The sequence below is a fragment of the Cellulomonas avistercoris genome, assembly GCF_014836445.1.
Lineage (GTDB): Bacteria > Actinomycetota > Actinomycetes > Actinomycetales > Cellulomonadaceae > Cellulomonas > Cellulomonas avistercoris.
Genome location: NZ_JACSQV010000003.1, coordinates 24916 through 37036, shown reverse-complemented (window position 1 = coordinate 37036; position 12121 = coordinate 24916). Strand labels below are relative to the sequence as shown.

The window sequence follows — 12121 nt, the reverse complement described above, 5'->3', positions numbered from 1 at the left end:
GTCGTGCGCAGCGGATCGGCCGCCCGGGCGTGCTGCGCGCCACGTCGGTCAGCAGCCGGTGCCGCTGCGGTCACCGGGCTGCACGCGGTAGGCGTAGCGGTGCGCCGGACGGAACCCCAGCGCGCCGTACAGCCGGAGGGCCGCGACGTTGTCGGCCTCGACCTGGAGGAACGCACGGTGGGCACCGCGCTGCGCCGCCGCGGCGAGCGCCCGCAGCGTGAGCGCGCGTCCCAGCCCGCGCCGACGCGCCGCCGGCACGACCTGCAGGCAGGACAGCGCGAGCCAGTCCTCGACGACCGCGGCCCGGATGACGGCCACGTCCGTGCCGTCGTCGTCGGTGGCGGTGAGGTACAGGGCCGGCACACCCGTGACGATCGCGCGGGACGGCTCGCGCGCACCGCCCTTGCCGTCGAGCCACAGGTCGAGCCACGCCTCGTCCGGGGCGTCGGCGACACGGACCCGCAGGTCACGCGCGGACGCGTCCGCGCCAGGGACCGGCAGGTCCCGCACCAGGACGTCCGTGACGGCGGCGACCGTGTACCCGCGCGCCGCGAGCTCGGCCGCCAGCCCTGCGGGGTTGCCGGGGTCGCCGACGCGGAACACGGCGGGTGCCCCGTCGTCGCGGTAGAGGCGCTCGACGCGGTCGACCGCGCCCGGCAGGTCGTCGACGTCGCGCAGCGCGAGCGTCGAGCCGGCGCGCCGCGTGACGCCCCCCGACAGCCCGACCCGCCAGCCGTCGACGTCGACCACGCGCGGTGGCGGCCACGACGCGGCCTCCGTCAGGGCGGCCGGCGGCTCGGGCGCCCGCCACGTGTGCACACGCATCGTCAGCTCGTCGGTCCAGTCGCGCTCCGGCCGGGCGACGAACCCGAGGCGCGCGTACAGGCGGTGCGCCGCGTGCATCGTCCCGAGCGTCGAGAGCACGACGTCCCGCGCCCCGCGGCCGACCGCCTCGCGCAGCGCCGCCCCGACGAGCTCCTCGGCCACGCCCGACCGGCGGGCCGCGGGGTCGACCGCGAGCATCCGCAGCTCGAGCTCGCCGTCGCGCGCGACCTCGGCGTAGGGCGAGCCGGCCTCGGCCAGGGTGATGCTGCCGACGACGCGCCCGGCGGGCGCACCCGCGTCGGGCGCGACGGCGACCAGGACCGTGGCCGCCGCGGCCCGGGCGGTCGCGTCCCGCAGCTCGTCGACGTACCAGTGGTCCGCGTCCACGAGCCCGTCGGCGACGTAGGCGTGCGCGGTCACGGCGCCGACCTGCGCGAGGTCGGCCGCGGTCGCACGCCGCACGGTCGGCGCACCCACGGCAGCGCCGCTCACCGGTCCTCCCCCGGGCCGCTCGCCTCCTCGCCCCCCGCGTCGCCGGTCGCGTCGTCACCGGCGGGCGGCTCGGCGGGCGCCGGGACGCCGGCGGGACCCTGAGCCAGCAGCGTCTCGAACCCCGCCTCGTCGAGGATGCGGAGCCCGAGCTCGCGCGCCTTGGCCTCCTTGGACCCGGCGTTCTCGCCGACGACCACGAAGTCGGTCTTCTTCGACACCGAGCCGGACGCCTTGCCGCCCCGCGCGAGGATCGCCTCCTTCGCGCCGTCGCGGCTGAAGCGCTCGAGGCTCCCCGTGACCACCACCGTCACGCCCTCGAGCGTGCGGGGCGTCGACTCGTCGGCGGCGTCCGCCATCACGACGCCCGCGGCGGCCCACCGGTCGACGATCTCGCGGTGCCACGGCTCGGCGAACCAGTCGAGGAGCGACTGGGCGATCGTCGGTCCCACGCCCTCGACGCCGGCGAGACGGGCCACCGCGACCGCGGTGTCGAACCCGCCGTCGTCGTGGACCGTCGGGTCGACGACCGCACGCAGCGCCGCCATCGACCCGAACTCCTGCGCGAGCGCCCGGGCGGCCGTGGGCCCCACGTTGCGGATGCTCAGGGACACGATCGCGCGCCACAGGTCCTTGGTCTTCGCCAGGTCCAGCTGGTCGAGCAGCGTGCGCGCCGCCTCCGACGGCTCCCAGTCGGGCAGCGTCCGGCCGTCCGCCTCGGCCGCGGCGCGCTGCGCGCGGGTGTGCTTGAGCGTGCGGCGGAACGGCGTGCGGCGGCGCACGGTGCCGTCCGCGTCTTCCTTGGGCAGCCCGGTCTCGGCGTCACGGACCACGACCTCGACCTCGGCGAGCCGCGCGAGGCTCGCGGTCCGCACGCGCGCCACCTCGTCGGGCGACGCGTCCGCGGGGTAGCCCACGAGGTCGAAGAGGTACGCCTCGTTCGGGACCGGCGGCGTGGCGGGGACCTCGGGCTGCGTGAGCGCGGCCGCGGTGACCTCACCGAGCACCTCGATGTCGAACGCCCCGCGCGACCCGATGTGCTCGAGCCGCCCGCGCACCTGCGCCGGGCACCCCTGGGCGTTCGGGCACCGCAGGTCCACGTCGCCCTCACGCATGGGCCGCAGCGGCGTGCCGCACTCCGGGCAGTCGGCGGGCATGTGCCACTCGACGCGCGGCACGTCGTCGTCGGGCGCCTGCGGCGCGGGCCCTACGATCTCCGGGATCACGTCGCCCGCCTTGCGCAGCACCACCATGTCACCGATGCGCACGCCCTTGACCCGCACGACGTCCTGGTTGTGCAGCGTCGCCTGCCGCACGGTGCTGCCGGCGACGAGCACGGGGGCCATGACGGCGAACGGCGTCGCGCGACCGGTCCGGCCGATGCCCAGCTCGATCGACAGCAGGCGCGTGTTGACCTCCTCCGGCGGGTACTTGTACGCGATCGCCCAGCGTGGTGCGCGGCTCGTCGCGCCCAGGCGGCGCTGCAGCGCGATGTCGTCGACCTTGACGACGATGCCGTCGATCTCGTGCTCGACGGCGTGCCGGTGCTCGCCGAAGTACGTCACGCGCTCCCAGACCTCGTCGAGCCCGGCGACCACGCGCGTGTGCGTGGACGTCGGCACGCCCCAGCCCGCCAGCAGGTCGTACACCTGCGACTGCCGCTCGATGCCCATGCCGCGGCCCTCGCCCCACGTCAGCGCGCCGATGCCGTGCGCGTACATGCGCAGCGGCCGCGAGGCCGTGACGCGCGGGTCCTTCTGCCGCAGCGAGCCCGCGGCCGCGTTGCGCGGGTTCGCGAACGGCGCCTTGCCCGCGGCCACCTGGGCCTCGTTGAGCTCGCGGAAGGCCTCGACCGGCAGGAACACCTCGCCGCGGATCTCGATGAGGTCGGGATGGGTCGCGGGGTCGCCGCCGAGCACGTCGGGGATCGTCGAGATCGTGCGGACGTTGAGCGTCACGTCCTCGCCCGTGCGCCCGTCGCCCCGCGTGGCGGCGCGGACGAGCCGCCCGTTCTCGTACAGCAGCGCGATCGCGAGCCCGTCGATCTTCAGCTCGCACAGGTACTCGACCGGCGCGGTGCTCTCCAGGTCGCGGTGCACGCGGTCCGCCCACGCGGCCAGGTCGTCGCGCGAGAACGCGTTGTCGAGCGACAGCATGCGCTGGACGTGGTCGACCGCCGTGAACTCGGTGGAGAACGTGCCGCCGACGCGCTGCGTGGGCGAGTCGGGCGTCCGCAGGCCCGGGTGGGCGTCCTCCAGCCGCTCGAGCTCACGCATCCGCTCGTCGTACTCGGCGTCGGACGAGCTGGGGGCGTCGCGCACGTAGTAGGCGAACTGGTCGGCGCGGATCTGCTCGGCCAGCTGCGTCCAGCGGTGCCGGGCCTCGGCCGGCACGTCCTGCTCGTCGGTCACGGGGGTCGCGTCGTTCACAGCCTCATCATGGCGTGCGGCACCCACACGGACCGCGTGCGCCACGTGCGGGTGACGCACGTCGCCGCACCCGGTCGCCCCGCCCCTACACTCGGCGCGTGCCCGGACCCGCCGCCCCGCCCGAGCTGCGTGCCCGCGCACGCGCCGGCGGCAGCAAGGTCGCCCGACGGGTGCTCGACCAGCCGCTGCAGCGGATCGGGGTCCTCGGCGCGCTCGTGCTGCTCGCCGCCACCGCGGCGTTCGGCGGGCTCGAGGAGCAGACGCAGGACGGTCCCGAGGCCCTCGTCGTCGGCACGCCCGTCGCCCTCGCGCCGTTCGAGCTGACCGTGCACCGCGTCGTGTGGACGACCGACCTGCCGGGTCAGCACCTGTCCGACGACGCCAACCGCTGGGTCGGCGTCGTCGCGACCGTCCGCAACACGAGCGACGCCGGCCTGCTGGGCGTCACGCTGCGCGACGCGCTGACCCTGGACGGCGTGGACGGCCTCGTGGCCGAGCCCTCCGACCTCGGCGTCAGGGCCACGTCGGTCGTGGTCCTGGACGACGGCTCGTCGCTGAGCCCCGTGCAGCCGGGACTGACGTACGAGGCGGCGTTCCTCTTCGAGCAGGACGGGTCGGCCGCGCCGCCGACCACGGCCGCCGTGCAGCTGCAGCAGCACGTGTGGCGCGGCGGCACCATGGACGCCACCCCCGCGTGGCGCTTCCCCACGACCGTCCTGCGCGGTGCGCTCGACGTGCGCGAGGCCGTCTCCGACGCTCCCGAGGAGGACGCGTGAGCACGCCCGGGCCGCTCGCCGCGTCATCCGACGACCGCGCCGCGGGAGGCCCGGCGGTCCCCGAGCAGCCGCCTGCCCGCGTGCGGCGACCCCGCCCGCGGGCACTGGCGGCCGGTGCCGCGGTGCTGGCGGCCCTCGCCGTCGGCCACGTCGTCGTCACGGCGTTCCCCGTCGACGATCGCGTGCAGGCACCGTTCCTGCGCACCACCACGGTCGGCGAGCCGGTCGACCTGAGGTACGCGCGCCTCACCGTCGGGCGGCCCACGGGCTCGACCGTCCTCGACGGCGACGACGGCACCCTGCTGGCCACGCCGGGCGTGTGGCTCACGGTGCCGCTGACGATCGAGGCCCTGGGGCAGCCGCGCGCGCTCGGTTTCGCCGAGCTGCACGGCGGCGACGGGCGCACGTACACGGTGTTCACGAGCGGCCGCTCCTCCTTCCTCCCGGGCACGACGCAGCCCGGCGTCCCGCGGTACGCGACGCTGCGCGTCGAGGTCCCGCCGCAGGCCGTCCCCGGAGCACGCCTGCGCGTGGGCCTGGACCTCGACGACCAGCGACGCGACGACGTCGCCGACGTCGAGCTGGGCCTCACGCAGGCCGACGCCGAGGCGTGGGCGGCGGAGACCACGCCGGTCGTCGCGCACGCGCCGTCCGACGCGCCGCCGGAGGACTCGTGAGCACCCCGCCCGCAGCGACGCCGACCGCACCCGCACCGGTCCACGCACCCGGCTGGTGGCGGCGCAACGGCTGGGCGCTCGCCGCCCTGCCCGTCGCCCTCGCGCTGACGCTCGTGGCGTCCGGCGACCGCGTGCGCACGCTGTGGTGGGAGCAGGACCTGCGCCGTCCGACCGCGGCCGGGCCGGGCGCGACGGTCGAGTTCCACCAGGACGTCCGCGACGGGCTCGGCGGCACGGTGCCGCTCGACGTCGAGGTCGGCCTCGACCGTGTCGCGGACGCGGCGCCCCTGCCCGACGGCATGGAGCTGCCCACCGGCACGCGTGCCGTCCGGGTCGACCTCACGCTCAGCGCCGACCCCGACGTCGTGCTCGTCGGCTGCTCCCTCGCCGTGCGGGACGCCGACGGCACCCGCTACGACTACGTGGCCTCGGCGTGGGGCGCCTGGCAGCCGGTGTCGCCGTGCGTCCCGCAGGACGCCACCGGCCCGTGGCCGTCGCTCGGCGACCTCGACGACGAGATCTCGCCGGACGGGACCGGTCAGGCACCGCGGCCCACCACGTGGTCGGTGTCGCCCGTCGTCGTGGTGCCGCAGGACGTCGAGGTCACCGACGTCGTGCTGTGGTGGCAGCTGCCGCAGCACGTGCGCCTCGACGTCGGCGGCTAGGTCGCGTCCGCCGCCTCGACCGTGGCGGCGCGCTCCGCCGCGTCCGCCTGACCCGCGAGGACGCGGTCGACACCGGCCGCCAGCAGCGCCATCGTCACCGTCAGGCCCAGGGCCGTCGCCACCGCCTCGACCGCCGGCGCGAACGCGAGCCACGTGTCGACGTCCTGCGGCCCGCTGACCGCACGGCCGAGCAGCAGGACGCCCTCCTCGAGCCGCGTCGCGACGAGGAACGCCAGCGCGAACACGAGCATCGGCCCGAGCCCGGCGACCGCGAGGCGGCGCAGCCCGCCGACGAGCGCCGTGAACCGTCCGCGCACGTCCCCGATCACCGGTGCGGCCGCCTCGGTGGTCCAGCGCCGGACCGGGGCGGGCACCCGCTGCCACGCGGCCGGGACGCGTCGCCGGGGCTTCGGCAGGTCGGCGAGCTTGTGCCCGTAGACCACCGCGCCCACCGTGAGCCACGCGAGCGGGATGACGACGAGGTCGTCGAGGTTGCCGAGCACGCCCGCGGCCGCGTCGACGACCGTGTCGACCGGGCCGGCGACCGGCCCCAGCGCCTCGAGCAGCCGCAGCCACCCGTCGAGGACGATCGCCACCGCGCGCCGGCTCTCGACCCACTGCCACAGGCCGTCGAGCAGCTCGGTCGCGAAGGCCGCGACGGCCAGGAGCCAGAACGCCTCGACGTACGCGCCCGCGAAGGCGAGCGCACGACGGTGGCTGCGCCCCTCCCACCGGCCGAGCAGCCAGCGGAGCACGACGGCGACGACGACGACGGCCACCAGGGTCCAGCCCGTGGCCAGCTGCGTGAACGAGAAGTCCGCCGACTCCCCCAGCAACCAGGTGCCCTCGGCGAGCTCGCGGTACGCCGCGGTGTTGAGGAACCGCGCCCTGTCCTCGGCCACCAGCCCGTAGGAGGCGTACAGGGCGAGGAACGGCACGAACACCGACGCGAGGACGTCGAGCAGCCCCCGCTCGCGCCCGGACGTCGCGTCGTCGGGCCCCCGCGCGCTCCCGATCCGCGCCAGCGCGGGCAGGTCGCGCCGCAGCACGTGCAGCATCGCCACGATGCCCGCCACCATGCTCAGCGGCGCCAGGACGAGCACGGCCCAGCCCAGGGTGCTGTTGACGGACGCCACGTTGACGGCCGCCCAGCCGGCGGCATGGCGCCCCGCGACCGCGAGCAGCGCGAGGCACAGCAGCACCGGCCACGCACGCACCCACAGCCGGACGCCGACCGCGACGACCGACCCCACGTCGCGCCACCAGGCGCGCAGACCGGGAGCCGGTGCGGGGGCGGTGACGGGTGCGTCGCTCACGGCCGACATCATGGCGTGCCGGCGGGCGGTGCGGGGGCCACCGGGCCGCCCGCGCCGGGTGGAGCCGCGTCGCGCGTCCTGCGCGCGGGCAGCAGCGCCGCGACCGTCCCGGCGACGCCGCCGAGCGCGAGGACGAGCCCGCCGACCGTGACGGCGGTCGGCACGGACGCGACGACGACCTCCTCCCGCGTCCCGTCGACGTCCCGCACGCACACGGCCCGCGCCGGCAGCAGCTCGTACCGGATGTCCACGCCCGACCCGACCTCGTACGCCGCGAGGCACGGCTCGTCGCCCGCGGCGGACGCCCGCAGGGTCGTGATGCCGATGCCGGCCCACCCGACCCCGAGCACGACGACCCCGACGAGAGCCAGCCCGGAGGCGACGAGCAGCGCGAGCGTGCGCCGGCGCGAGCGGCCGCGGCGGCGGGTCGGCGGTCCGACGACGCTCATCCCTCGGCCCTCTCCGCGACGATGCCCGCGGCGCGCACCAGGCCCGCGAGCGCACCGCGCGCGTGGTCGGGGGTGGCGCCCTCGGGCGGGGCGGCGGCGAGCAGCACGACGTCGCGCAGGCCGGCGGCGGGCAGGCCCAGGGTCCGCCAGGGCCGCAGCAGGACGTCGGCCTGCCCGGCGACGTCGGGCCCCGCGCACTGCGACGACGCCTGCGGCGGCAGCTCGGCCCACAGGGCCCTGCCCGCCTCGACGAGACCCGCGACCTCCTCCCAGCCGCGCTCGCCGATCCCGCCGACCGCGAGCGCGGCACCGTCGAGCGACGACGCGCGCACGGCCGCGAGCGCGGACCAGGCGCTGCCGCCGTGCATCACGACGGCGGAGGCGCCGGCGGCACGGACGGTGTCGGCCAGCACGTCGAGCCCCTCGGCGACGACCGGGCCGGGGACGCGCCGCAGCGGGGACCGACCGGAGAACCCGGGCACGGCACCCGCCAGCACCGGGGCGAGCAGCGGCTCGCGCAGCAGCACGCGCACGTCGGCACCGGGTACGACGCGGCGCACGTCGGCGACCCGCGCGGCGACGCCCTCCGCTGCGGACGCGACGACGTCACGCAGCGCACCGGCGTCCGACAGGATCTTGTCGCCGCGCGCCAGGTACACCTGGGCGGCGAACGTGAAGGGCCCGAGCACCGGGACCACCAGCCCGCCCTCGTAGCCGTGGGCGGCGACGGCGAGCGCGTCGAGGTCCTCGCGGGCGAACGCCCGCGCGCGCTCGAGGTCCCGCCCCGGCCGGTCGGCGAGCTTCCAGCCGTGGGGGCCGAGCTCGGCCGGGAGGTCCGTGGCCAGCGCGACCGCGGCGCCCGTCGCGTCGCCCCACGGCCCGCGCGCGGGCAGCAGGACCGTGAACGGCAGGCCGTCGACCTCGTCGGGCGTGTCCACGAGGTCGCCGACGACGGTGGTCGCGGCCTCGAGCGCGTCGGTCCCGGGCCAGGGGCCGACGCCGCTGACGGCGGTCACGCGTGACCCTCCCCTGCGCGGACCGGGCCGGCGGCCACCGGGTCGGCGACCGCCTCGGAGGCGGCGCGCGTGGCCGCCACGGTCGCCTGGCCGAGCACCCGCGTGCCGTCGTACAGCACGAGCGACTGCCCGGCGGCGACGCCGCGCAGCCCGGCCCCGGCGACGTCCACCGTCACGGAGCCCGCGTCGGCGGCCAGGACGCGCGCCGGCACGTCCGCGCCGTGCGCCCGGACCTGCGCCGTGCACGTCGTGCCGACCGCAGGGACGTCGCCGAACCACACGGCGGCGTCACCGCGCACGTGCGCGACGTCCAGCGCCTGCGCCGGTCCGACGACCACGCGGCGCTGCACCGGCTCGACGGCCAGCACGTACCGGGGACGCCCGTCGGGTGCCGGCCGGCCCAGCGCGAGCCCGCGGCGCTGCCCGACCGTGTAGGCGTACGCCCCGTCGTGCGTCCCCACGACCTCGCCCGTCTCGTCGACGATGTCCCCGGGCTGCTCGCCGAGCGCCCGCCGCAGGAAGCCCTGGGTGTCGCCGTCGGCGACGAAGCAGATGTCGTACGAGTCAGGCTTGGCGGCCACGGACAGCCCGCGCGCCACGGCCTCGGCCCGGACCTCCGCCTTCGACGCGACGTCGCCCAGCGGGAAGACCGCGCGGGCGAGACGCTGCGGACCCATGACGGCGAGCACGTACGACTGGTCCTTGGCGGTGTCGGCGGCGCGGTGCAGCTCGCGGCGGCCGTCGCGCTCGACGACGCGCGCGTAGTGGCCCGTGCAGACCGCGTCGAATCCCAGGGCCAGCGCCTTGTCGAGCAGCGCGGCGAACTTCACGTGCTCGTTGCACCGCACGCAGGGGTTGGGTGTGCGGCCCGCGGCGTACTCCGCGAGGAAGTCCGCGACGACCGTGCGCTCGAACCGCTCCGACATGTCCCACACGTAGTACGGGATGCCGAGCACGTCGGCCGCGCGGCGGGCGTCGGACGCGTCCTCGATCGAGCAGCACCCGCGCGAGCCGCTGCGCTCCTGCGCGGGCGTGCGGGACAGCGCCATGTGCACACCGACGACGTCGTGCCCCGCGTCCACGGCGCGCGCGGCCGCGACCGCCGAGTCCACGCCCCCGGACATCGCCGCGAGCACCCGCATCAGGCACCCACCAGCGTCGACAGGCCGGCCGCGCGGGCGCGCTCGACCGCACCGGGCAGGGCCGCGACCGCCGCGTCGACGTCGTCGGCGCTCGACGTGGCGCCGAAGGAGAACCGGAGCGCGCCGCGCGCCTCGTCCTCCCCCACCCCCATCGCCAGCAGGACGTGCGACGGACGCGGCACCCCGGCCTGGCACGCCGAACCCGTGGACGCCTCGACGCCCGCGGCGTCGAGCAGGTACAGCAGCGAGTCGCCCTCGCAGCCCGCGAAGGTCAGGTGCGCGTTGCCGGGCAGCCGGCGCGCCGCGTCGGCCGGACCGCGCAGGGTCGCACCCGGGACCTGCGCCAGCACGCGCCGCACGAGGTCGTCCCGCAGGGCACCGACACGCGCGGCGTGCGTCTCGCGCTCGACGACCGCCTCGTCGACGGCGGCCGCGAACGCCGCGAGCAGCGCCGGGTCGAGCGTGCCGGACCGCACGCCGCGCTCCTGCCCTCCACCGTGCAGCACGGGCGTGAGCTCGAGGCCGCGGCGCACCAGCAGCGCGCCCGTCGAGCCGGGCCCGCCGACCTTGTGCCCGCTGAGGGTCAGGGCGTCCACACCACAGGCCGCGAGGTCGACGGGGACCTGCCCGACCGCCTGCACCGCGTCCGCGTGCACGGGCACGCCGTGGCGGTGCGCGAGGGCCACGACCTCGTCCAGCGGCTGGAGGGCACCCACCTCGTTGTTCGCCCACATCACCGACACGAGCGCCACCGTGTCGGCGTGCGCCTCGAGCTCGGCGCGCAGCGCCTCGACCTCGACGACGCCGTCGCGGTCGACGGGCAGCAGCACGAGCTCCGCGCCGGCGTGCTCCGCGAGCCAGAACGCCGGGTCCAGCACGGCGTGGTGCTCGACCGCCGACACGACCACACGGCGGCGCGCGGTGTCGCCCGTGCGCCGCGCCCAGAAGAGCCCCTTGACCGCGAGGTTGTCGGCCTCGGTGCCGCCCGCGGTCCACACGACCTCGCTGGGCCGTGCACCGACCGCGGCGGCGAGCCGCTCCCGGGCCTCCTCGACCGTGCGCCGCGCGGCACGGCCGGCGGTGTGCAGGGAGGAGGGGTTGCCGGTGTGCGCGAGCGCCGCCGTCAGCGCGGAGAGCGCCGCGGGGCGCATCGGCGTCGTGGCCGCGTGGTCGAGGTAGACCGCGCGGGGAGGGGGAGCGCTCACACCGACAGTCTACGAACGCGTCCGCGCAGGGACGTGCGCACGCGCTCCGACGGGTACCTCCACGTCTCCCCCGCACACCGGGAAGGCCCCGATTGCCGCGGGCAGCGGCGGGATGCTGGCAGGATGAGGGCGTGAGTGCCGACGACGTCATGGCGCTGCCGCTCGCCTTCGGCGGTCAGCGGCTCGACTGGCGTGACCTGCCCCGGACGGTGCGCGAGCGCATCGAGACGCTGGCTGGCGCCCGCGTGACGGCCGAGATGTCGGCGACCAGCGGCTTCTCGCCCGGTTTCTGCGCCGTCCTGGAGCTCACCGACGGGCGCGCCGTCTTCGTCAAGGCCGTGTCGACCGACCAGAACCCGCACTCGCCCGAGCTCGCCCGCGCCGAGATCCGCGCGTCGCACGCGCTGCCCCCGGGCGTCCCCGCACCCGCGCTGCGGTGGTGGGACGACGACGGCGACTGGGTCCTGCTCGGGTTCGACGCCGTGCACGGCCGCTCCCCCGAGCTGCCCTGGCGTGCCGACGACCTCGCCCTCGTGCTGGCGGCGCTCGACGACCTCGCGCGCTGCACACCCACGCCGGGGCACGCGCTGCCGCGCACCGAGGACCTCCTGCGTGACGACTTCACGGGCTGGCGCTCGATGCTGCAGGCCACGCCCGAGCAGCGCGAGCGCGTCGCCGAGCTGGTCGACGAGCCGGGCCGGTGGGCGGTCGAGCACCTCGACGACCTCGCCCGGTGGGAGCAGGAGTCGCCGCGCGTCCTCGCCGGCGACACCCTCGTGCACGGCGACCTGCGCGCCGACAACGTCATGATCGAGGACGGCCACGACCGGGTCTGGCTGATCGACTGGCCGCACGCGAGCGTCGGCGCGCCGTGGATCGACCTGGCCTTCATGCTGCCGAGCGTCGCGCTGCAGGGCGGTGCGGGCGACCCGGCCTGGCTCTTCTCCAACAGCGAGGCGTCCGAGGGCGTCAGCACGGACGACCTGCGCGCCGCTCTCGCGGGGCTCGCCGGCTACTTCGCGTGGTCGTCGGGTCAGCCGGCACCCACCGGCATCCCCAACCTGCGCGCGTTCCAGGCGGCCCAGGCCGGTGCGACGCTGCGCTGGCTGCGCGACCTGACCTGACGCGACCG

Annotated in this window: 11 protein-coding genes; 4 read left to right on the top strand and 7 right to left on the bottom strand. The window is 77.0% G+C overall.

Annotated features, from left to right (window positions below):
* Positions 1–48 precede the first annotated feature (48 nt).
* Positions 49–1317 (bottom strand): GNAT family N-acetyltransferase, encoded by a 1269-nt coding sequence (locus H9657_RS04675; RefSeq protein WP_318241292.1) that lies wholly within the window; start codon positions 1315–1317, stop codon positions 49–51.
* A complete protein-coding gene (ligA, locus tag H9657_RS04670; RefSeq protein ID WP_191780859.1) occupies positions 1314–3743 on the bottom strand; it encodes an NAD-dependent DNA ligase LigA in 2430 nt (809 codons plus the stop codon). The genes H9657_RS04675 and ligA overlap by 4 nt, the downstream gene beginning before the upstream one ends.
* Before the next feature lie 98 nt (positions 3744–3841).
* On the opposite strand from ligA, the gene H9657_RS04665 reads away from it, so the two are divergent.
* The 3 genes from H9657_RS04665 to H9657_RS04655 are packed head-to-tail and all read left to right on the top strand — an operon-like array spanning position 3842 to position 5861.
* Positions 3842–4519: a hypothetical protein gene (locus H9657_RS04665; RefSeq protein ID WP_191780857.1), complete on the top strand. Its 678-nt coding sequence runs from the start codon at positions 3842–3844 to the stop codon at positions 4517–4519.
* Entirely contained in the window at positions 4516–5196 is a 681-nt protein-coding gene (locus H9657_RS04660; RefSeq protein ID WP_191780855.1) for a DUF4352 domain-containing protein, read from the top strand. Before H9657_RS04665 ends, H9657_RS04660 begins: the two co-directional genes overlap by 4 nt.
* The gene (locus H9657_RS04655) at positions 5193–5861 is read left to right on the top strand and encodes a hypothetical protein (RefSeq protein ID WP_191780853.1); all 669 of its coding nucleotides are present in this window, start codon (positions 5193–5195) and stop codon (positions 5859–5861) included. Before H9657_RS04660 ends, H9657_RS04655 begins: the two co-directional genes overlap by 4 nt.
* Here H9657_RS04655 and H9657_RS04650 read toward each other — a convergent pair.
* From H9657_RS04650 to H9657_RS04630, 5 genes are read right to left on the bottom strand one after another with little or no spacing between them, the layout of a single operon-like run.
* Complete coding sequence (locus H9657_RS04650; protein ID WP_191780851.1) at positions 5858–7177, bottom strand: hypothetical protein; 1320 nt, start codon at positions 7175–7177, stop codon at positions 5858–5860. The two genes, H9657_RS04655 and H9657_RS04650, sit on opposite strands and share 4 nt — an antisense overlap.
* An 8-nt stretch (positions 7178–7185) precedes the next feature.
* On the bottom strand, positions 7186–7626 hold the full coding sequence (locus H9657_RS04645) for a hypothetical protein (protein ID WP_191780849.1): 441 nt from the start codon (positions 7624–7626) through the stop codon (positions 7186–7188).
* Entirely contained in the window at positions 7623–8642 is a 1020-nt protein-coding gene (locus H9657_RS04640; RefSeq protein WP_191780847.1) for a uroporphyrinogen decarboxylase/cobalamine-independent methonine synthase family protein, read from the bottom strand. Before H9657_RS04640 ends, H9657_RS04645 begins: the two co-directional genes overlap by 4 nt.
* Entirely contained in the window at positions 8639–9784 is a 1146-nt protein-coding gene (mnmA, locus tag H9657_RS04635) for a tRNA 2-thiouridine(34) synthase MnmA (RefSeq protein WP_191780845.1), read from the bottom strand. Before mnmA ends, H9657_RS04640 begins: the two co-directional genes overlap by 4 nt.
* Positions 9784–10935: a cysteine desulfurase family protein gene (locus H9657_RS04630; protein ID WP_225214685.1), complete on the bottom strand. Its 1152-nt coding sequence runs from the start codon at positions 10933–10935 to the stop codon at positions 9784–9786. The genes mnmA and H9657_RS04630 overlap by 1 nt, the downstream gene beginning before the upstream one ends.
* Positions 10936–11120: 185 nt before the next feature.
* On the opposite strand from H9657_RS04630, the gene H9657_RS04625 reads away from it, so the two are divergent.
* Positions 11121–12113 (top strand): phosphotransferase family protein, encoded by a 993-nt coding sequence (locus H9657_RS04625; RefSeq protein ID WP_191780841.1) that lies wholly within the window; start codon positions 11121–11123, stop codon positions 12111–12113.
* Positions 12114–12121 lie beyond the last annotated feature (8 nt).